At 60.5% G+C, this 20,962-nt stretch carries 20 protein-coding genes; 12 read left to right on the top strand and 8 right to left on the bottom strand.

Annotation, left to right across the window (positions count from 1 at the left end; all coding sequences use genetic code 11):
* Positions 1-42 precede the first annotated feature (42 nt).
* The 3 genes from AWB64_RS09645 to polA all read right to left on the bottom strand — a co-directional run bounded on the left by AWB64_RS09645 (position 43) and on the right by polA (position 5,278).
* The gene (locus AWB64_RS09645; RefSeq protein WP_060818495.1) at positions 43-918 is read right to left on the bottom strand and encodes a dienelactone hydrolase family protein; all 876 of its coding nucleotides are present in this window, start codon (positions 916-918) and stop codon (positions 43-45) included.
* Between the two features lie 231 nt (positions 919-1,149).
* A complete protein-coding gene (locus tag AWB64_RS09640) occupies positions 1,150-2,508 on the bottom strand; it encodes an NAD(P)/FAD-dependent oxidoreductase (RefSeq protein ID WP_060818494.1) in 1,359 nt (452 codons plus the stop codon).
* Between the two features lie 31 nt (positions 2,509-2,539).
* Positions 2,540-5,278, bottom strand: a complete 2,739-nt coding sequence (gene polA / locus AWB64_RS09635) for a DNA polymerase I (RefSeq protein ID WP_060818493.1) — start codon at positions 5,276-5,278, stop codon at positions 2,540-2,542.
* 1 nt (position 5,279) lies between these two features.
* Between polA and AWB64_RS09630 the strand changes: the two genes are divergently transcribed.
* Positions 5,280-6,029 (top strand): LOG family protein, encoded by a 750-nt coding sequence (locus AWB64_RS09630; protein ID WP_060818492.1) that lies wholly within the window; start codon positions 5,280-5,282, stop codon positions 6,027-6,029.
* 62 nt (positions 6,030-6,091) lie between these two features.
* Here the strand turns inward: AWB64_RS09630 and AWB64_RS09625 are convergent, their stop codons facing one another.
* A complete protein-coding gene (locus AWB64_RS09625; protein ID WP_060818732.1) occupies positions 6,092-7,624 on the bottom strand; it encodes an AMP nucleosidase in 1,533 nt (510 codons plus the stop codon).
* 222 nt (positions 7,625-7,846) lie between these two features.
* Between AWB64_RS09625 and AWB64_RS09620 the strand changes: the two genes are divergently transcribed.
* The 5 genes from AWB64_RS09620 to AWB64_RS09600 all read left to right on the top strand — a co-directional run bounded on the left by AWB64_RS09620 (position 7,847) and on the right by AWB64_RS09600 (position 11,350).
* The gene (locus tag AWB64_RS09620; protein ID WP_060818491.1) at positions 7,847-8,260 is read left to right on the top strand and encodes a hypothetical protein; all 414 of its coding nucleotides are present in this window, start codon (positions 7,847-7,849) and stop codon (positions 8,258-8,260) included.
* 135 nt (positions 8,261-8,395) lie between these two features.
* Positions 8,396-9,373: a homoserine kinase gene (locus tag AWB64_RS09615; RefSeq protein WP_060818490.1), complete on the top strand. Its 978-nt coding sequence runs from the start codon at positions 8,396-8,398 to the stop codon at positions 9,371-9,373.
* A 3-nt stretch (positions 9,374-9,376) separates the two neighbouring features.
* Positions 9,377-10,198: a BPSS1780 family membrane protein gene (locus AWB64_RS09610; RefSeq protein ID WP_060818489.1), complete on the top strand. Its 822-nt coding sequence runs from the start codon at positions 9,377-9,379 to the stop codon at positions 10,196-10,198.
* A gap of 133 nt (positions 10,199-10,331) precedes the next feature.
* Positions 10,332-10,784 carry a MarR family winged helix-turn-helix transcriptional regulator gene (locus AWB64_RS09605; protein ID WP_060818488.1) on the top strand — a complete coding sequence of 151 codons (453 nt, stop codon included), beginning with the start codon at positions 10,332-10,334 and terminating at the stop codon, positions 10,782-10,784.
* 146 nt (positions 10,785-10,930) lie between these two features.
* On the top strand, positions 10,931-11,350 hold the full coding sequence (locus AWB64_RS09600) for an organic hydroperoxide resistance protein (protein WP_060818487.1): 420 nt from the start codon (positions 10,931-10,933) through the stop codon (positions 11,348-11,350).
* A gap of 142 nt (positions 11,351-11,492) precedes the next feature.
* On the opposite strand, the gene AWB64_RS30825 is transcribed toward AWB64_RS09600, so the two are convergent.
* Positions 11,493-11,666 (bottom strand): DUF3563 family protein, encoded by a 174-nt coding sequence (locus tag AWB64_RS30825; protein ID WP_069638402.1) that lies wholly within the window; start codon positions 11,664-11,666, stop codon positions 11,493-11,495.
* Between the two features lie 127 nt (positions 11,667-11,793).
* Positions 11,794-12,948: an extracellular catalytic domain type 1 short-chain-length polyhydroxyalkanoate depolymerase gene (locus AWB64_RS09595; RefSeq protein WP_060818486.1), complete on the bottom strand. Its 1,155-nt coding sequence runs from the start codon at positions 12,946-12,948 to the stop codon at positions 11,794-11,796.
* Positions 12,949-13,218: 270 nt separating this feature from the next.
* On the opposite strand from AWB64_RS09595, the gene AWB64_RS09590 reads away from it, so the two are divergent.
* The 4 genes from AWB64_RS09590 (at position 13,219) to AWB64_RS09575 (ending at position 16,218) form a co-directional block, all read left to right on the top strand.
* Positions 13,219-13,914, top strand: a complete 696-nt coding sequence (locus AWB64_RS09590) for a phosphatase PAP2 family protein (protein ID WP_060818485.1) — start codon at positions 13,219-13,221, stop codon at positions 13,912-13,914.
* A gap of 125 nt (positions 13,915-14,039) precedes the next feature.
* Positions 14,040-14,789 carry a molybdate ABC transporter substrate-binding protein gene (gene modA / locus AWB64_RS09585; protein ID WP_060818730.1) on the top strand — a complete coding sequence of 250 codons (750 nt, stop codon included), beginning with the start codon at positions 14,040-14,042 and terminating at the stop codon, positions 14,787-14,789.
* Positions 14,790-14,795: 6 nt separating this feature from the next.
* Entirely contained in the window at positions 14,796-15,470 is a 675-nt protein-coding gene (modB, locus tag AWB64_RS09580; protein WP_060818484.1) for a molybdate ABC transporter permease subunit, read from the top strand.
* 13 nt (positions 15,471-15,483) lie between these two features.
* Entirely contained in the window at positions 15,484-16,218 is a 735-nt protein-coding gene (locus AWB64_RS09575; protein ID WP_060818483.1) for an ATP-binding cassette domain-containing protein, read from the top strand.
* Here the strand turns inward: AWB64_RS09575 and AWB64_RS09570 are convergent.
* Both AWB64_RS09570 and AWB64_RS09565 read right to left on the bottom strand, forming a co-directional pair.
* On the bottom strand, positions 16,181-17,017 hold the full coding sequence (locus tag AWB64_RS09570; RefSeq protein ID WP_060818482.1) for a TOBE domain-containing protein: 837 nt from the start codon (positions 17,015-17,017) through the stop codon (positions 16,181-16,183). The genes AWB64_RS09575 and AWB64_RS09570 overlap by 38 nt on opposite strands.
* A gap of 84 nt (positions 17,018-17,101) precedes the next feature.
* Positions 17,102-18,415: a CHAD domain-containing protein gene (locus AWB64_RS09565; RefSeq protein WP_157766603.1), complete on the bottom strand. Its 1,314-nt coding sequence runs from the start codon at positions 18,413-18,415 to the stop codon at positions 17,102-17,104.
* Between the two features lie 392 nt (positions 18,416-18,807).
* Between AWB64_RS09565 and AWB64_RS09560 the strand changes: the two genes are divergently transcribed.
* Together AWB64_RS09560 and AWB64_RS30820 are read left to right on the top strand one after the other, a co-directional pair.
* Positions 18,808-20,397 (top strand): inorganic phosphate transporter, encoded by a 1,590-nt coding sequence (locus tag AWB64_RS09560; RefSeq protein WP_060818480.1) that lies wholly within the window; start codon positions 18,808-18,810, stop codon positions 20,395-20,397.
* Positions 20,398-20,698: 301 nt separating this feature from the next.
* Complete coding sequence (locus AWB64_RS30820; RefSeq protein WP_069638401.1) at positions 20,699-20,857, top strand: DUF3309 family protein; 159 nt, start codon at positions 20,699-20,701, stop codon at positions 20,855-20,857.
* Positions 20,858-20,962: the final 105 nt, after the last annotated feature.

Genomic DNA, 20,962 nt, shown 5'->3' with positions numbered 1-20,962 from the left:
ATTGCACGCACCCGGTCCAGACGGATCAGGCGCGTGCGCGAGTCACTTGACCCCGTGCTCCTTGAACCACGCAAGCGCGCGCTTCCAGCCATCCTCGGCATCCGCTTTCCGGTAGCTCGGCCGGTAATCCGCGAAAAACGCATGCGGCGCGTCATCGTAGACAACGAACTGCGAGCCGCGCGCCACCTCCGGGCCGGTCGCAATCACCTGCTTCATCTGGGCCAGCGTGTCCTGCGGAATGCTTTGATCGAGCTTGCCGTATAGCCCGAGAACCGGCGCTTTCAGATTCGCGGCAAGGTCCAGCGGATTCGCGGGATTGTTCGCGGTCTTCGCGCCAGCAACGCGCCCATACCACGCCACCGCTGCCTTGATGCGCGGATTGCGCTCGGCATACAACCACGTGATCCGCCCGCCCCAGCAGAAACCCGTAATTCCCAGCCGGTTCAAATCGCCGCCGTTCTCGCCTGCCCACGCAACTGTTGAATCGATATCCGATAACACCTGTGCATCGGGCACCCTGGAGACGAGCTGGTCGTTGAGCTGTTGCATCGACGGATACTTCGATGCGTCGCCCTCGCGCACGTAGAGGTCGGGCGCGACCGCGAGATAACCGAGCTTGGCGAAGCGGCGGCAGACATCGGCGATATGCTCGTGCACGCCAAAAATCTCATGAATCACGATGATCACCGGCAAGTGCGTCTTGCCTTTTGGCTGCGCGCGGTATGCGGGCACCAGCGTGCCGTCGGCGGCCTTGAAGCCTACCGGGCCAGCTTCGAGACCGTCGCTGTCGGTGATGATGGTTTGCGCGGAAACCGGCAAGACGCAGGCGGCAAACCCGCTGCCGACCGCCGCCTTGATGAACGTGCGGCGATTGAACGGAACATGCGGAACGAGGCTGTCGATTTCAGGCGTAAGCATGCAGAACTCCAGCGGCGTGGGGCCGCGAAGGGACGGCCGGCGGCGGCCAGAAGCGCACCGGACCATCCTGAACGGGTAAGCCCCTGTGCCGGGCTGATGCGCCTGGCAGCGAGGCACGGCAAGGATTTTGACTACGACCACGCCTTGAACGAAACCGCTTCCAAGGCGTGCCGCCCATTCTAAACAGCTTTACGCCGCCTGCTCACTTCTGCCCTGCCTGCTTGCGCAGCCTCAGTGCAGCTTGACCCGCGGCGCGGTGGAGCGCCGCAGCCAGTGCGCGACGGTATCGAGCGCCATGCGCGCCCAGCCGTGCAGTGCTGCAATGTGCATCCGGTAAAGCGACTGGTACATGAAGCGCGCAAAAAGCCCTTCAATCAGCATGTTCCCGCCGATCAACCCGCCCATCAGACTGCCGACCGCGCTGAAATGCCCAAGCGATACGAGCGAGCCGAAGTCCCGATACGTATAGTCGGGCAGCGGCTTGTCTTCGAGCCTTCGTTCCAGCGACTTCAGCAGGAAACTCGCTTGCTGATGCGCGGCTTGCGCGCGCGGCGGCACATTCCGGCCTTCTTTCTCGCCGCCCGGCCACGCGCATGCAGCGCAATCGCCGAGGGCGAACACGTTGTCGTCGATTTCGGTCTGCAGCGTACGGCGCACAATAAGTTGGCCGAGGCGGTTGGTCGTGAGTCCGTCGAGATTGGACAATATGGCTGGGGCGCGAATGCCAGCCGCCCACACGGTCAGATCCGCCGCAATGGTCTTGCCGCTCGCCGTGCGGATCGCGCTGCGCGACACTTCCGCCACCGTTTCGCCGGTCATGAGACTGACGCCCAGTTTTGCCAGCAACTCGGCGGTCGCCGTGGACACACGCTCGGGCAGCGCGGGCAGGATGCGCGGGCCTGCTTCAATCAGCACGATGCCAATATCGTGTTTCGGATCGAGCTTATGCAGCCCGTAAGCGTGCAGCACCTGCGCGGTATTGCGCAATTCCGCCGATAACTCCACACCCGTCGCGCCGCCGCCGACAATCGCGACCTGAACGCGAGGCTGCCTTGTCGCGGCATCGGCTGGACTGATGGTTTGCGGATCGGGCGCCCGGTATTCCGCGCGGATACACGCGGCGATCAACCGTTTGCGAAACAGTTCGGCTTGATCCACCGTATCCAGCGCGAGCGAATTTTCCTGCGCGCCCTGCACGCCGAAGAACGCGGTTGTACTGCCAATAGCCACGATCAGCGTGTCGTATTCCAGATCGCGCTGCGGCAACAATTCGCCGGCTTCGTCGTCGAGAAGCGCACCGAGCCTGACCTTCTTCGCGGTCCGGTCGATACCCAGCAGATCGCCCTGCTGAAACTCGAAGCCATGCCAGCGCGCTTGCGCCGCGTAGGGCAACTCCTGCGAGAACGGGTCCAGGCTGCCGGCCGCCACTTCATGCAACAGCGGCTTCCAGATATGCGTGGAATTCCGGTCGATGAGCGTCACCTGCGCACGCGCCGCGCGCTTGCCATTGGCGCTGCCGAACTTGTCGCCAAGGCGCGTAGCCAGTTCCAACCCGCCCGCCCCGCCGCCGACGATTATGAAGCGATGCATTCAATTCTCCCGTGACATCATTGAAACCCGCTCAATGCGCTTCTTCCCAGTTGTTGCCCACGCCGACTTCGGCGACCAGCGGCACCTTCAGCTTCGCGACGCCACACATGAGTTCCGGCAGACGTCGGCGCACTTCCGGCAATTCGGCTTCGGGCACCTCGAGCACGAGTTCGTCGTGGACCTGCATGATCATCCTGGTTTGTATCTTCGATGCTTCCAGCCAGTCCTGCACCGCGATCATGGACAGCTTGATCAGGTCCGCAGCCGTGCCCTGCATGGGCGCATTGATCGCCGCGCGCTCGGCGCCCTGCCGGCGCGGACCGCTGCCGCCATTGATCTCGGGCAACCACAGGCGCCGCCCGAACACCGTCTCCACGAAGCCATCGCGCTTTGCCTTCGTGCGCGTTTCGTCCATGTAGTTGGCCACGCCCGGATAGCGCTGGAAATATCTGTCGATATAAAGCTTCGCCGCGTCACGCGAGATGCCTATATTCGACGCCAGCCCGAACGCGCTCATGCCATAGATCAGCCCGAAGTTGATGACCTTCGCGATGCGCCGCTGATCGTTCGATACCTCGATGGGCGTCACGCCAAAAATCTCGGACGCCGTTGCCCGGTGCACATCCTCGCCCTCGGCAAACGAGCGCATGAGCGAAGGATCGCCGGAGATATGCGCCATGATCCGCAACTCGATCTGCGAGTAATCGGCTGAGACGATCTTGCTTCCCGGCGGCGCAATGAACGCCTCGCGAATGCGCCGTCCTTCGGCGGTCCGCACCGGAATGTTCTGCAAGTTCGGTTCATTCGATGACAACCGCCCCGTCACCGCGACAGCTTGTGCATAGTTCGTATGCACCCGGCCAGTCTGCGCGTTGACCATGCGCGGCAGCTTGTCCGTGTACGTCGATTTCAGCTTCGACAAGCCACGATGCTCGAGCAGGATCTTCGGCAACGGATAATCTTCCGCGAGCTTCTGCAGGACTTCTTCGTCGGTGGAAGGCGCGCCGCTCGGCGTTTTCTTGACCACCGGCAATTGCAGCTTCTCGAAGAAGATCTGGCCAATCTGCTTCGGCGATCCAAGATTGAATTCGCCGCCCGCGAGCATGTATGCCTCGGCTTCGAGCTGGATCAGACGCGTCGCGATCTGGCCGCTTTGCACGCGCAGCAACTCGCCGTCGATCAGTACGCCATTGCGCTCCATCTTGCGCAATACGCGCGAGGTCGGCATTTCTATATCGCGATACACATGCAGCAGCTGCGCTTCGTCAGCGAGTTGCGGAAACAGCGCCTGATGCAGCCGCAATGTGATGTCCGCGTCTTCGGCCGCGTATGGCGCGGCCTGGTCCAGCGCGACTTCGTCGAAGCCGATCTGGGACGCGCCCTTGCCCGCGACCTCTTCATACTTGATGGTCTTCGCGCCCAGATGCCGCAGCGCAAGATTGTCCATGTCGTGCGGCCGGTGCGACTCCAGCACATACGACTGCAACAGCGTGTCGTGCTCGACACCGTTCAACTCGATACCGTAGTTCGCGAGCACTTGCTCGTCGTACTTCAGATGCTGGCCGACCTTTTTCTTCGATGGATCCTCGAGCCACGATTTAAGCTTCTGCAGGACTTCGTCGCGCGGCAACTGCACGGGCGTGTCCGGACCGCGATGCGCCACCGGAATATACGCCGCGCGTCCCGGCTCGACCGACACCGACAGCCCGACGAGCTGCGCGAGCATGGGGTCGAGCGCGGTCGTTTCGGTATCGAAGGAAGTCAGTTCGGCGGCATTGATGCGTGCGAGCCATGCATCGAACTGTTCCCACGTCTGCACGGTTTCGTAATGCCGCTCCATTTCCGTGGCGGGCGCGGGCGGCGTGTCCGTGGGACCTTCCACCGCGTCGGCAATCTCGACTTCGCGCAGCCACGTCTTGAAGCCGTGGCGCGTGAACAGATCGCGCAGTTCGTCGCGCGCTTCGGGCCGCGACGGCAGTGTTTCTTCAATGGACGCGATCTGCGCCTTCAGGTCGCATTCCGTATGTACGGTAACGAGCTTTCTGGCCATGGGAAGGAAGTCCAGAGCTTGGCGCAGATTGTCTCCCACCGCACCTTTGATTTCGCTCGCATGTGCCACGATGCCATCAAGGGTTTCGTATTGTGTGAGCCACTTCAGCGCCGTCTTCGGTCCGCACTTCTCGACGCCCGGTACGTTATCGACCGTATCGCCGATGAGCGAGAGATAGTCGACGATCCGCTCCGGCGGCACGCCGAACTTACTCAGCACCCCGGCGCGATCGAGCGTCTCGTTGGACATCGTATTGATGAGGGTGACATGATCCGTCACGAGCTGCGCCAGATCCTTATCGCCTGTCGACACGATAACCTTCATGCCGCGCTTTTCGGCCGCCACAGCAAGCGTGCCGATTACGTCGTCGGCCTCCACGCCTTCGATCATCACGAGCGGCCAGCCGAGCGCCCGCACGGTTTCGTGGATGGGTTCTATCTGCTTCGAAAGGTCATCGGGCATGGACGGCCGGTTGGCCTTGTAATCCGCGTACCAGTCGTCGCGAAACGTCTTGCCCTTGGCGTCGAATATGCACGCGCTATACTCTGCATTGATGTCCTTGCGCAGGCGCCGCAGCATGTTGATCATTCCGTACAGCGCGCCCGTCGGCCCGCCATGCGGCCCGCGCAGATCCGGCATGGCATGGTAGGCCCGATACAGATAGCTGGATCCATCGACCAATAGCAGGGTCTTACCTTCAAGATTAGGTTCTTCAGGCATTATGAACAAAAGAAAAGTGATTCCGAGTCTGCGATCGCTCGCAGATCAAGAGCGCGCGACGGCCAAGAAGGCCCGCGCATCGTGGCAGATGTTCACGATTATGGCAGAGTTTATCGAGGCGACCGAGTACCTGTCCGAGATCCGCCCTGCCATCAGCATCTATGGTTCGGCGCGCCTGAAACCCGAGTCGCCGTACTACCAGCTCACCATTGAAATTGCGCAGAAATTCTCCGACGCAGGCTTCGCCGTGATCTCCGGCGGCGGCCCCGGCATCATGGAAGCCGCGAACAAGGGCGCGCATGCGGGCAAGTCGCCGTCGGTGGGATTGAACATCGAGTTGCCGCACGAGCAGTCGGGCAATCAGTGGCAGGATATCTCTCTGCGCTTTCGCCATTTTTTCACGCGCAAGGTCACGTTCGTGAAGAACTCGGACGCCGTGGTCGTCATGCCGGGCGGTTTCGGCACGCTCGACGAAATGGCCGAAGTGCTCACGCTGATCCAGACCAAGAAGTCGCGGCATGTTCCCATCGTGCTGGTGGGCGGCGAGTTCTGGGAGGGCCTGCTTTCGTGGTTCCGCAACACGCTCGTGCCGAATGGCGTGATCAGCGCGAAAGACCTGGACCTGATGCAGGTCATCGACAATCCGGATCAGGTGCTCGAAGCGGTGCTGCAATTCTATGAAGACCGCGAGACGGCGGAAGAACAGCCGGCCGAAGGCAAGTCCGACGAAGACCGGATGTTCTATCTTTGATGGCTTGATGCGTGCACGGCAGGGTTGAAACGCGGCTCCTTTTACGGAGCCGCTTTTTGCGCTTACTGAAACGCGACTTCGGCGAAGCCGCGCAACTTCCGGCTATGCAGCTTCGACAGCCCGTTCATGCGCAGCAGTTCCATCGCCATTACGCCGATCTGCAAATGCTGGTCCACTTGCGCACGATAAAACTGATCCGCCATGCCGGGCAATTTCAGTTCGCCGTGCAGGGGTTTATCGGAGACGCACAGCAGCGTTCCGTAAGGCACCCGGAAACGAAACCCGTTTGCCGCAATGGTCGCGCTTTCCATATCGAGCGCAATGGCGCGGCTCTGCGATAAACGCTGCACCGGCTCGCGATGATCGCGCAATTCCCAGTTGCGGTTATCCACGCTCGCGACCGTTCCGGTGCGCATCACGTGCTTCAGGTCCACGCCTTCGAGCTTGGTCACCTGCGCGACGGCTTTTTCCAGCGCCACCTGAACTTCCGCCAATGCGGGAATGGGAATCCAGAGCGGCAGGTCGGCGTCGAGCACGTGGTCTTCGCGCACGTAACCATGCGCAAGCACGTAATCGCCCAGACGCTGCGTATTGCGTAATCCGGCGCAATGCCCAAGCATGATCCACGCATGCGGGCGCAACACCGCTATATGGTCGGTGATCGTCTTGGCGTTCGATGGCCCCACGCCAATGTTGATCATCGTGATACCGCTGCCGTCCGCGCGTTTCAGGTGATACGCCGGCATTTGCGGCAAGCGCGCGGGCGCTACGCCTTGCGGTTCTTCCTGCAGATCGCCGAGGTTTTCATTGCCCGTGATCACGTCGCCGGGCTCGACAAACGACGTGTATTCGCTACGATACGTCCGCGTTTCTTCATCGTCGGCCTTGGACATGATCTTGCGCCCGACCTTCACGAATTCATCGATATAAAACTGGTAGTTCGTATAAAGCACGTAGTTCTGCACGTGCGTGGGCGAAGTCGCGGTGTAATGCTTCAGCCGATGCAACGAGAAATCCACCCGCGCCGCCGTGAACAACGCCAGCGGATGCGGCTCGCCCGGACCCGGCTCGTACGTGCCGTTCACAATGCGGTCGTCCAGCAGCGCGAGATCAGGCATGTCGAAGATATTGCGCATGGCGAGCAGCCGGTCGCGATCCAGATCGCCCTCCAGGTGAATGCCTTCCGCAAACGCAAAATGAATGGGAATGGGCTGCGCCGACACACCCACTTCAATGCCGACATGATGGTTCTTGGCGAGCAGCCGCAGTTGCTCACGATAATAATCGCCGAACATGTCGGGGCGCGTCAGCGTGGTTTCGAAGATACCCGGCCCGGCGACAAATCCGTACGAACGGCGTGAATCGATCTGCGTATTCAGTTCGGTGCGCACGCGCACGAACGGATAACACGCCCGCACGCGATGCGAAAACGGCTCGTTCTTCCTGTAGCGCGCGAAGGCGTCGCGCAAGAATGCCGTGTTGGCTTCATAGATGGCCGATACCCGCGCCACCGCGGCCACGGGGTCGTCGAACGATTCCGTGGGGAAGTTGTTGGCTGGGGTGGAATGGCTGGCTTGAGTCCGGTCGTTTGTCATGTTCTTCATGCGCTCTTGTGATGAATCGACATTAACACGGAAGAACCACGCGGCCATGAACACCCCTGCCACCGATGCGTTTCTTCAACACAATGAGCCGCCGCGCGGTGCTTTATTTGAAACCAGCGCAAAATGAGGTCGAGGAGACGGTTCAAAAGGCTATAAGCGTCCCTCAAGCGGGTGCGTTTTGCTAAAATTCGGGGACTCATCTGGAGAAACATCATGAAGTCGCTTCAATCTGTCGCCATGGCGGCTTTCCTGGCCGCAGCCAGCATCGGCGCAAACGCGCAGAGCCTTCCCGCTCAATCGGCAGCCGCGACGGATGCAACTCCGGCGCACGTCATGTCTCCCGAGGAAAACGCCGGCTTGCCCGACCTGAAGGCGATCAATCGCCCGGCCGCGGAAGTCAGCTCGAAAGTGGAAATCTCGCCGCCGCGCTTGCCGAGCTATCACGAGACGAGCACGAACGGCACCGAAATCACCGAATATCGCGACAAGGGCAAGCCCGTTGAAATCAATGTGCGCTCGAATTTCGGCACGCGCTACCAGATGAGCGCGCCCGCCGACACGTCGCCGACCGTGCGTGACAACGGCAAGCCGAGCACACGCCTGCCGTCGTGGAATTTGCGCTACTGAGTTTTAACGCCGCGCCGGGTTTGGATTGGTTAGTTACCACAATAACCATACCCGGCGTTCGCCGATGTGCCGCCAACGTATAACGGCATTCCGCACTGACCCGCCCGCCTTCCAACCTCACCGACGTTCTCCCGCATGGCCGTATTCACCGCTGTCTCCGATTCCCAGCTAACCGACTGGCTCCAGAACTACGAACTCGGCGAAGTGACCGATTTCCGTGGCATTGCATCCGGTATCGAGAACAGCAACTTCTTTCTAACGACCACGCGCGGCGCGTTTGTCCTGACCATCTTCGAGAACCTCACGGCCACGCAACTGCCGTTTTATCTCGATCTGATGCGCCATCTGGCGTCGCATGCGGTGCCGGTTCCAGATCCCATGCCTCGTCGCGATGGCGCGCTGTTCGGCATGCTCAACGGCAAGCCGGCGGCGATTGTGACAAAGCTCGACGGCGCGCCGGAATTGTCTCCCGCGCCGGCGCACTGCATTGAAGTGGGACATATGCTGGCGCGGCTTCACCTGGCGGGCCGCGATTTCGCGTCGTACCAGCCGAATTTGCGCAGTCTCGCGTGGTGGCAGGAAAACGTGCCGGCCGTGCTACCGCATCTGAGCGGCGACCAGCGCGCACTTATAGCCGATGAACTCGCGCATCAAGCGGCGTTTTTTGCATCGGCTGAATACAGGGCAATGCCCGAAGGTCCGTGCCACTGCGACTTGTTCCGCGACAACGTGCTGTTCGCGCATCCCACGGCGGATGAAACGCGTCTTGGCGGGTTTTTCGACTTTTATTTCGCTGGCAACGACAAATGGCTTTTCGATGTCGCCGTCTGCGTGAACGACTGGTGCGTCGACCTCGCAACCGGCGTGCTCGACGCCGCGCGCACGGACGCGCTCCTGCGCGCGTATCAGACCGTTCGGCCGTTCACGCCTGCCGAAGAACATCACTGGAACGACATGCTGCGCGCGGGCGCTTTGCGCTTCTGGGTATCGCGTCTTTATGACTTTTACCGGCCACGAGAAGCCGAAATGCTGAAACCGCACGATCCTGGCCATTTCGAACGCATTCTGCGTGAGCGCATCCAATCTGCGCCCCCTCCCGCTGACGGTAATTAATCAATGCATTTGATCGAAGTCCCCGCAAAAACCGGTTATGTGTGGTTCCGCCAGGGTATCTGGCTGTTTCGCCGGAATCCGCTCGCGTTTCTCACGGTGTTCTTCGCGTATCTGTTCGCCATGACGCTGATTTCGCGGCTGCCCGTGATCGGTCCCGTGCTGCCGCTGCTGCTGATTCCAGGCGTCGCGGTGGGATTCATGGCCGCTTGCCGCAATACCATCGCCAAGCAGCCCGTATGGCCGACCGTGCTCGTCGATGGTTTCCGCTCGTATGGACAGATTGTCGCCCGGCGTCTGCTGGTGCTGGGCGTGGTGTACGTGCTCGCGATGGGTATTGTGTTTGCGCTGTCGGCGCTGGTCGACGGCGGCATTCTGCTCAACCTGATGATCGGCAACGGACCGGCGGGCGATCCGGAAACCGTTGCCGCGAGTTTCAATCCGCTGGCGGTGCTCGTCGCAATGGCCTGTTACATCCCCGTTGCCATGCTGTTCTGGTTCGCACCGATTCTCGTTGCGTGGCACGACGTGCCGCCCGCGAAGGCGCTGTTTTTCAGCTTTGTCGGCTGCTGGCGCAATCGCGGTGCGTTTGTGCTGTATGGCGCGTTGTGGATTGGAGTGGCGCTGGCCGTGTCGTTCGGCCTTAGTGCGCTGATGCAAGTGCTCGGCGTCGGTCAGGAGATGGCGCTCGCCGTACTGATGCCGGCGTCCATTCTCGTCACAACCGCGTTGTACTGCTCGTTTTACGCGACATATCGCGGCTGTTTCGGCTTGCAATCCGAAAATCCCGCCGACGATATTCCCGATTTGTCAGGACCTGCGGCCTGACAATTTTCGACAAAAGACACACCGAAGCGCCGATGACCTTCAAAGTCGCCGGCGCTTTTTCATTTGCTTCGTGCACTAATGATTCGCGTGCAGTATCGTTAGGTATTGTTATTTGCGTAGCGCCCTGACAGCCATGACTTCTTCCCCGCAGATTCCGCTTGAACTCGACGCTCAGCTTTGCTTCGCGCTCTATTCCACATCGCTTGCGATGACAAAAACGTACAAACCGCTTCTGGACAAGGTCGGTCTGACCTATCCGCAATACTTGACGATGCTCGTGTTGTGGGAAAGCGATGCGCTGACCGTCAAGCAGATGGCCGAGCGTTTGAGCCTGGATTCGGCCACCATGACGCCGTTGCTCAAGCGGCTCGAGGCGCAAGGGTTTGTAAAGCGCGTGCGCGGCACGGAAGACGAACGGCAAGTGCATATTCATCTCACGGACGCCGGTCGTACGCTAAAAAAAGCCATCCGCGGCATTCCTGGCGAGATCTATTGCGCGGCGGGGTCCGACGGCGAGCGCCTGGTCAAACTGCGCGACGAACTCATGCGTTTGCGTGCGTCACTGATGGAATATAACGAAGCTTGATGGAATCGATAGAAATTAACAATCGTCGTGGATGCTAATTTAGTTTGCACGCTAATGATTAGCGCGATATATTTATCTCCGTGGTCACTGCACTTCCAAACACCCTTCCGCCGTCAGGCGGGCAACCATTGAACAGGAGAAGGATCATGAGCATTCTTTACACCGCACACGCAACAAGCACGGGTGGCCGCGACGGCCGGGCGGTATCGTCGGACAAGAACCTGGATGTGAAATTGAGTGCGCCGAAGGAACTGGGCGGCGCGGGTGCTGCTGGCACGAACCCGGAACAGCTTTTCGCGGCCGGTTATTCAGCTTGCTTTTTGAGCGCGATGAAGTTTGTGGCCGGCCAGCAAAAGAAAACCATCCCGGCCGACACCACCGTTTCCGCCGATGTTGGCGTAGGCCCGAACGACCAGGGCGGCTTTGCGCTGGACATTGAATTGCGTGTTTCGCTGCCGGGCCTGGACGCGGCCGAAGCGCAAACACTGGTCGATACGGCTCACCAGGTTTGCCCGTACTCGAATGCAACGCGCGGCAACGTGGACGTGCGCGTCAAGCTGGCCTAATTTACGTCAACGAGGGCGAAAGCCCTCGGACGCCGAAACGCAAAATGCAAAAATGCCGGCCATTGGAGCCGGCATTTTTTTGCTTCGATACCGCCGATTTTGACGTATCGAATCCTGCTTGTACTTCATTACGACGGTTGAATTACTGCGCGAGCCACGAAGGATGACGTGCCGATGCGCGACGATCCAGCTTCTTCATGCGGTACTCGAGGTCGTAAATGTCAGTGGCTTCGGCCAGATAAGCGTCGTTACGCTCCTTGTCACGCTGGTCGGCGGATTTCGTCAGGAACAGGAAGAGGCGGCTGAGCAGATACATGGTGAACCTCGCTTGGGTGATATAGGGTAATTACCTAGTTCTTTTACGAAGTATAGGGTAATCCCTAGTCACATGCTAGCGTTCAAAAAGGCCTTTTGACGCAAAAGACTTTTTTACAACACTGGCTCTATGCGAGCGTCTCGTCTTGAACTGCGGCCTGGACGCGGCGCTGATGCTTGAAAAACTCCCAGAGCATGGCTGAGGCGTCCGGACCTTTGGCCGAATGGAATGGCACGGTATCGTCACCACCGCTCCAGGCGTGGCCGAGGCCGCGCACAATGCAACTGCGCACCACGCGCCGCCCGTTTTTCACGTAATCCGTCATTACGCCGTCCGGTTGCGTCTCTTCCCGGCGTTCGCCATTTCGCCACGCGCCGTTGGCATCGATAAAACGGTTCAGGCGCAGGAATTCCGTAGTCAGTTGCTCGGCATTGACCTTCGACACCACCGAATCCAGCTCGCCATGCACGATCACGACCGGCATGCCCGGGTAGCGTGCAACATCGACTGACGCGTCGATCAACGCCACCGGATCTTTACGCGAGCCTCGCCGCATGATGTCCATTGCGTCGATGCCGGAATTGGCGTCGCCGAAAACAACGCCCGAATGCAAGCCCACGGCCGCGAAAACGGATGGATATTTGACCGCAAGCATGGCGGCGAGGCCCGCGCCCGCCGACATCCCGGCGAGGTACACGCGCTCGGGGTCCAGGTCGTACTGCGTGGTGATCTCTCTTACCAGTGAAACCACCGACGCCGCCTCCCCACCACCCGATCCGGCGGATTCCTCATACCAGTGCCAGCAACGGTGAACGTGAGCGGTCTTCGACTGTTCGGGATACAAGACCGCGAATCCATACCGGTCCGCGAGCAAGTTGATCCGTGTTCCCTGCGCGAAATCCTCAGCGGATTGCTGGCAGCCATGCATCATCACCAGTAATGGCATGCGGGCAATCGTGGCGTTGGTCGGCAAATACAACGCATAGGCCAGATGATTCACGAACCGGCCGGCCGCTGGCGGTGCCGAGTGAAACGAACGCGTCCATTTCCCTGCCGCCCATGCAGATGCGCGGGGACGCACCCGTGATTCGCGCACAGCACGCGCTTTGACGGGCGTACGTGGCTTGACCGCGGGCCTTGGGGTGGCTGCCGCAGGCTTTGCCGTCTTGGCGCCGACAGATCGGGCCGCAGTACGCGGCTTGGGGGATCTGGGCGGCGTGAGTTGGGTGGCGACCAGGCGTTTCAAGCCTCGCAGCCATAATTTTGTCAGACTTTTAGGCATCGAATTAGGTCTCGCACACTGGAAATCAGGCCGCTAAACCACTGCGGGAATGACGGATGTTGTGCAGTGCACAATAGCATTTATTCGAGCGCCGTGCGCGCGACACAGAATTTCACTTGTCGCACATTGCGGATACAAAGACGTCGAAAGTGAACAAATTAGGCGACGTTATGCCTCATCCGCTAGTTTTGGGCTATGCATCCAAATAACTTTGAGGCTTGGCTCGCCAGCTATAATGTCTGCTTTTTCCCGCTATGCAGAACAATCTTCATGCCTGACTTGCCACTATCCCTCTGGCTCACCATTACATCGATTGGCAGTGTCGGCGTCATGATCCCGCTCGCGCTTGCGGTGGCCGCCTGGCTCGCGCTCGGTTATCCATGGCGCTACGCCGTGTGCTGGGTCGTGCTGCTCGGCGGCGCAAGCGGGCTCGTGTTTGTCACCAAACTCGCGTTCATGGGCTGGGGTATCGGCGTGCGCGAACTAGACTTCACGGGAATCAGCGGCCACGCCATGATTTCGTCGGCGGTGTTGCCGGTTGCGTTGTTCGTCGCGTGCCTGCCTGGCCGGCAATGGGTCCGCGGGCTCGGCGTCCTGCTCGGCGTGCTGGTGGGAATCGTGGTGGGCGTATCGCGCATTTTGCTGAACGCACATTCGGTGTCCGAAGTGGTCACCGGCTGTGGACTCGGCGCGGCGGCGGCTCTCTTGTTCGTTGCGTATGCATGGCGCGCGGAAGCGGGCAAGTTGTCGCCCGCACCGGTCGTCATCAGCCTCGCGGTCGTCACGGTCGTGCTGCACGGGATTCCCGTTCCTACACAACGCTGGATTACCGACATTGCGCTGCACTTGTCCGGCCGTGAGCAGCCGTTTATCCGGGCGCGCTGGAAAGCAGGCCAATACGACAAGCCAGCGGCGACGCCGATACGACATATCGATGTCCAGTTCGGCAGCCCGAGGCAATCCTGAGATAGCAAATAAATACGTACGAACGCATGTCAGCGTGTAAGAGCCTCCCGTTATAGCCACGAATATATTACGATGCGCTTTCCATTCATTTCGACCTGGCCATCGTGTTCAAACTCAAACATTCGCTGATTGCTGCTGTTTTAGCCGTTTCCACCTTAACTTTGCAGAGCGCGGCCCACGCCGATGAAATCGTCGTCTCCGCGGCCGCGAGCCTGACGAACGCATTCAAGGCCATCGGCGATTCCTACGAGAAGCAACATCCAGGCACCAAGGTCCTGATGAACTTCGGTGCGTCCGACGTGCTGATGCAGCAGATCGTGAAAGGCGCGCCCGCCGATGTCTTCGCCTCCGCCGATCAGAAAGCAATGGACAAAGCCATCCAGGAAAAGGTGATCGTCACCGAATCGCGCCGTGACTTTGCCGCGAATTCGCTCGTGTTGATCGTGCCGAAGGACAGCGCGTTCGCACCGGCCAGCGTGAAGGACCTGACCGAATCCAGCGTGAAGCGCGTGGCTTACGGCGATCCGGCGTCCGTGCCGGTTGGCCGTTACACGGAAGGTGCGCTCAAGGAAGCGGGTGTCTGGGACGCGGTCAGCGCCAAGGGCGTCCTTGCGTCGAACGTGCGCCAAAGCCTGGACTATGTGGCGCGCGGCGAAGTGGACGCGGGCTTCGTGTTCAGTACGGACGCCGCCGTGATGCCGGATCGCGTGAAAGTGGCGCTGACCGTGCCCACGCAAACATCGATCACGTATCCGATCGCCCAGGTTGCGCAAAGCAAGCACGCCGCCGACGCCCAGCAGTTCATTGCATATGTGCTGTCGCCGGAAGGCCAGAAGACGCTCGCGCAATTCGGCTTCAGGCCGCCGGCGAAGTAAAGCCGCATGGATCACGCGTGGATACCGCTGCTGCTGTCGCTGAAAGTGGCCGGATGGGCCACGGCGATCGACGTGGTGCTCGGCGTGGCGGTGGCGTTCGGCCTGTCGCGCTGGCGTTCGTCAGCGCGTGAACTGGTCGATTCGTTGCTGACGCTGCCGCTTGTCATGCCGCCTACCGTGCTGGGTTATTACCTGCTCGTGCTGCTTGGGCGGCGCGGCGTGATTGGCGCGTGGCTCGATAAATTCGATATCCAGTTGGTCTTCACCTGGCAAGGCGCTGTGATCGCGTCCGCGGTGGTTGCGTTTCCGCTCGTGCTGAAGTCGGCGCGCACGGCGTTCGAGACCGTCGATCCACAATTCGAGCGCGCAGCGCGAACGCTCGGTATCGATGAAACCGCCGTGTTCTTTCGCGTCACATTGCCGCTTGCCGCGCGCGGCATTCTGGCTGGCGCGCTGCTCGCGTTCGCCCGGGCGCTCGGCGAGTTTGGCGCCACGCTGATGATCGCAGGAAATCTGCCGGGCAGGACGCAGACCCTTTCGGTTGCGGTCTATGCCGCCGTCCAGGCCGGCGACGACAGCACGGCGAACGTCCTCGTGATCGTGACATCGGTGACGTGTGTGGTCATCCTGCTCGCGGCCGGACGATTGTTGCCGCAGCGCTCGATGGCGTCGGCGCGTTGATCTGGCATAACTCATGACCGCCCTTTCCATCCGCCTGCGCAAGCATTTCATCACGCCCGAGCGCGACTTCCTGCTCGATGTCGCATTCACTTCGACCAGTCAGCGCATTGTGCTGTTCGGGCCGTCGGGCGCGGGAAAAAGTCTGACCTTGCAGGCCATCGCGGGATTGATTCATCCGGACGAAGGCGAGATCGTGCTGAACGGCACCACGCTGCTCGATACAAGCAAGAAGATCGACCTGAGCCCGCAAGCGCGGCGCATTGCGTACCTGTTTCAGGATTACGCGCTGTTTCCGCATCTGAACGTGCGGCAAAACATTGCGTTCGGCCTAAAGCGCGGCTGGTTGAATCCGTCGAAACATCACGCGCATGCCGACGTCGACTATTGGCTGAACGCGTTCGATCTGACCCAGGTCGCACGGCAGTATCCGGGGCAGTTATCGGGCGGACAAAAACAGCGTGTGGCGCTGGCGCGGGCGTTGATTCCCCATCCGCAATTGCTGCTGCTCGACGAGCCGTTCTCCGCACTCGACATGGCCTTGCGCCAGCGCATGCGCCAGGAACTGGCGGATCTGCAAAGCCGTCTCGATATCCCGATGGTCCTCATCACGCACGATCCCGACGATGTCGCCATGTTCGGCGACCAGGTCGTGAGTCTGCGCGAGGGCGTCGTGAAGACTCACGATGAAAACGCGGTGAACAAGAACGACGTCAATCCGTCACGCCGAGAATCACGCTCGACGCCTTGAACGCGGCAACGGCGCTCCGGCCTTCCTCGAGTCCGAGCGTCTCGACGCTTTCGTTGGTGATGATGGCCGTGATCGTGGTCGAGTCATCGAGCGCGAGCGAAACTTCCGCGTTCACCGCGCCGAGCGTCACCTTCGATACCGTGCCCTTCAACTGATTGCGCGCTGAAATGCGGGCCGTGGGCGTGTTCAAGTCGTCGGTCATCAGGATCACCCACGATGCCTTCACCAGCGCAAACGCCTCGCTCCCCTCTTTCAGCCCTAGCGACTCGGTGCTTTCGTGCGTGACAACGGCAACGATCAACTGGCCGCCTGAGAGCGCGAGCTCGATTTCGTCGTTGACCGCGCCACGCTTGATCTGCCTGACCGTGCCGAACAACTGGTTGCGTGCGCTCGTTTTCATGCCGATCCGTCCAATGAGTTGCCAGTCCTCTGCAAAGCCTTCTATCGCCGCGCCCGCACGTTCGAGAAACACGCGATGTTCACGCTCGATAGCGCGATAGGTATCGATCAGTTTTAGCGCCTTTGGCGTGAGCGTCGTCCCCCCGCCGCCTCGGCCGCCCGTCGCGCGCACGACGAGTGCGGCGCCGGCGAGGTTGTTCATGGCGTCGATGGCGTCCCACGCCGCCTTGTAGCTCATGCCAACCGCTTTGGCCGCGCCCGTGATCGAGCCGGTCTGTTGAATGGCCGAGAGCAATGCAATGCGCGCGGCGCCGCCGAGTGTCTCGTTGCCGCTGCGAAACCATACCGCGCCGCCGACCTCGATAGGGTCATGCGGCGTCTCGTGCGTGTCCTGGGTCATGGTCGCGTCAACGCCCGTTGTCAAAGTGCGGCGATTATATTGGATCGCCCGATTTAACCCCGGTTCACTCAGGTCCACTTCAGGTCACTTGATACGCGGCCGTTTTATCTTGCGCAGGATGCGTTCGCCTTCCAGCGCGCGCATCTGCTGGGCCGCGATCGCGAAACCTTTCGCGAGTCCCTTCTGGTAGTCGCCGGCTTCCTCCAAAGCCGCAAGACGTTGCGCAGCGACGGCTGCATCGTTGCCCTCGCCCAGTACGCTTTGCAGATCTCCCAGCGCCTTTCCAACGCCTTTGCGCGTGGGGCGCGTCACCATGGAACGGAAGAATTCGAGCGCGTAACGCAAACGCTTCGCATGGATGCGCACTTTGTGGCGCGTGCGGGCGTCGATGGTGGTCAGGTCCGGCGCACGCTCGATCTTCCGATAATGCTTCGTGATGCGCTTTCGCACATGATCCGCGAGCGTGCGGTCCGCGTGCTCGGGCGGCGCTTCGAGCTCGCTGAACCATTGCACGAACGATAAAGCGAGTGCGGCGTATCGCGGCGAGTTCATTGCGTCCTGCAAGCGCCGGCGGGCGGCCATGCGCTTTGCATCGGCGGCGCGTTGCAGCCGAGACCATGCATCTTTGTGATGCGCGTCATCGGCGGCGGCGTAGGCAGCAAGCGTCGTGTCTGCAAAGACATCCCAGTCGCGGGCATCGGCGAGCAGGTCGCCAAACCATTTCAGGTCCGGCGCTACCTGCGCGTTCCAGGTTTCATCTATCCATTCGGGGAAGAGCTTCAGCGCCGTCTTGAGCCGGCGCTGCGCCACGCGCAACTGATGCACGTGTTCAGCTTCAAATGCGCCGCGCGAAGCGGCGTCGTTGCCGAACCATTGTTCGGCCACCGACTTCCCGATCTCGGCAAAGGCGTCAGTGGTCGTGGCATGCCGCGCCAGCTTCAGCCTGGCGGCCTTTACGGGCTCGCGCGCGGCGGGATCGACGGCATCCGGCAAGATCACAAACGGCAGCGCACGCGCAATCTCATGCGCGAACGCAAACAGCGCTTCTCGTACTTCAGGTGCGGCCGCGAGCGTCAATGTCGCCTGGCTGTTGGCCTTCTTCGTCAAGCTCACGCGGATCGGCCCCGGTGCTTCCCATTCGGTTACCGCCGCCTCGGACGCCTCGCTCAGCATGGCGTCGCTCTGCCCAAGTGAATGCTGCACATCGGCAAGCGCTGCTTCGGATGCAAGCCACGCGCGCAGATCGCGAGAATCGTCTTGTGCGCCGACTGCGGTCTCCATGCGCCGGACGAACGGCCACTCGCGAAGACATGCCGTAAAGACCCTGTGTTCTCCACGCGTTTCTTCATGCACTTCCCAGCCCCGCAAATCGGCTTCAACTTTTTGCGTTCGCAACATGAAGTCCGTGCGCCGGGCGCTTGAAAACAGGCTCAGTCCGGAAAGTGCCTTATCGGGCGGGGAGTTTGAAATGTCATGAGAAATCATCACCAACTCGACAAGTTGCAACATAAGTTCTCCACCATGAACGCGATGTGTGCGGCTGTGCGCGACCTGCTTCATCGCGATGACTCGATAAAGCAGCAAGTCCCAAGCCGCGCTTTCAAATCAGATGAATTTCAAAGCTGTCAAGCGTCATCAAACTGCAATAAAGCGCGTGCAAACATGAACCGCGTCACTGCCAGATGCCACAAAACCGAACACAAGAAGCAACGCCTTTCATCGCCGAATAGCACCGAAGCCACGCCAACCTCTCCGCTACACGCGCAGCCTTCCAGCACAAAGGACGTTACATGCCTGACTTGACCCTTCCCGATACCGAAACACAAGGGCGCACGCTCGGACGACGGCTGAGCATGCCGCTGTTCCTGATCGTGATTGCCGGCGGCATCATCTATTGCGTCACGCATCTGCTGCACGACCTCGAAGCGGTACCCCAGTCGTCGATACTGCCTTACGTTTTGCTTGGCATTGCGTTAATGATCGCGCTGGGTTTCGAATTCGTAAATGGTTTTCACGATACCGCCAATGCCGTCGCCACAGTGATCTATACCCACTCGCTCGCGCCAAATCTCGCGGTCGTCTGGTCGGGCGCGTGGAACTTCCTGGGCGTGCTGGTTTCGAGCGGCGCGGTCGCGTTCGGCATCCTGCAGTTGCTGCCGGTGGAACTGATTTTGGGCGTGGGGACATCGCAAGGCTTCGCGATGGTGTTCGCGCTCCTGATCGCCGCGATCATCTGGAACCTCGGAACGTGGGCGCTGGGTATTCCGTCGTCGAGTTCGCATACGCTGATTGGGTCGGTGATCGGTGTCGGGCTGATGAACCAGATGCTGCACGGGACATCGGGCACATCGGGCGTCGACTGGAACCAGGCCGTGGCGGTCGGGAAGTCGCTGCTGTTTTCGCCGCTGGTCGGCTTTCTGCTGGCGGGCCTGCTGCTCTACGTGATGAAGCTCGTCGTGCGCGTGCCCGCGCTCTATAAGGAGCCGAAGAAGAACACGCCGCCGCCCTTCTGGATTCGATGCCTGCTGATCCTCACCTGCACGGGCGTCTCGTTCGCGCACGGTTCCAATGACGGTCAGAAGGGCATGGGCCTCATCATGCTTATCCTGATCGGCACCGTGCCCACCGCCTACGCGCTGAACAAGGCCGTGACGCCCGCCGAGACGCAGACCTTCCTGTCGGTCGGCCATCACGCATCCGAAGTGCTTGGCAAATACGCGAACGGCGCCGCGCCGATCGCCGATCCCCGCGCCGCAGTCGAGCACTACGTGCAAACCAAGAAGGTGGAGCCGAACACGGTGATTGCGTTGAAACAGCTCACCGATACCATCGACGGACAAGTCGGTTCGTCCGACTCGATGGCGAGCGTGCCGCAAAACATCGTGAACAACGTGCGCAACAACATGTATGTGAGTTCCGAAGCGCTGCGCCTGATGGACAAGCAGCATGATCCTGCCTTCGCGCCCGAAGACGCCGCCGTGCTCAAGAACTACAAAGGCCAGCTCGACCATTCCACGAAGTTCATCCCGACGTGGGTCAAGGTCGCCGTGGCGGTCGCGCTTGGACTCGGTACGATGGTCGGCTGGAAACGCATTGTGGTGACGGTTGGCGAGCGCATCGGCAAGACGCATCTGACGTATGGGCAAGGCGCTTCGGCGGAACTGGTCGCCATGGTGACCATCGGCGCCGCCGATGTGTACGGCCTTCCGGTCAGCACCACGCACGTGTTGTCGTCGGGCGTGGCGGGCACGATGGCCGCGAACGGTTCCGGGCTGCAATGGAAGACCGTGCGCAGCCTCGCGCTTGCGTGGGTGTTGACGTTGCCGGTTTCCATCGCGTTGGCGGCGGGCCTCTTCTGGGTTTTCCGCGGCTTGTTCTAACCAACCGTTTTTAACCCGTCTCGATGCTTCCGGCGGCGGTTGCCTCAAACCGCCGCCGCGCTTGCAAAATTTCCCGATCGCCGACAGGCTTTTGTTTGTGATCCAGTCATGTCGCAGTCGCAGCCCATACCCATCAAGCGCGCACGCTTATGGCACAGCACTTGCTCAAGCCATAGGGCAATCGCGAGGGTATCGGCGATGCAGGACACGACAGATTCATCATTCGCCGATATTCACGCCGCCCCACACGCGGCATCGCCATTCACTCTTCAGCAGATGTCAATAATTAAGGAGAAGTGGAATGACTATCGGAACAATCTTGCTCGTAGTGTTGATCCTGTTGCTGCTTGGCGCTTTCCCGTCGTGGCCGCACAGCCGCAGTTGGGGTTACGGCCCAAGCGGGATTCTCGGCGTGGTGCTGATCATCGTGATCGTGCTGCTGCTCATGGGCCGGCTATAAGTCGCCATAAGTCATTGGTCGAGTGAACATCGCCCGTCAGCAGGGAGACATGCCTGCTGACGGGCGTTTTACTTTGTCCCGCCGGACGCATCGATAACCTTCATC

Origin of the sequence: Caballeronia sordidicola, assembly GCF_001544455.2 — a bacterium.
GTDB classification, from domain to species: domain Bacteria; phylum Pseudomonadota; class Gammaproteobacteria; order Burkholderiales; family Burkholderiaceae; genus Caballeronia; species Caballeronia sordidicola.
This window is presented reverse-complemented; position numbering and strand designations above follow the sequence as displayed.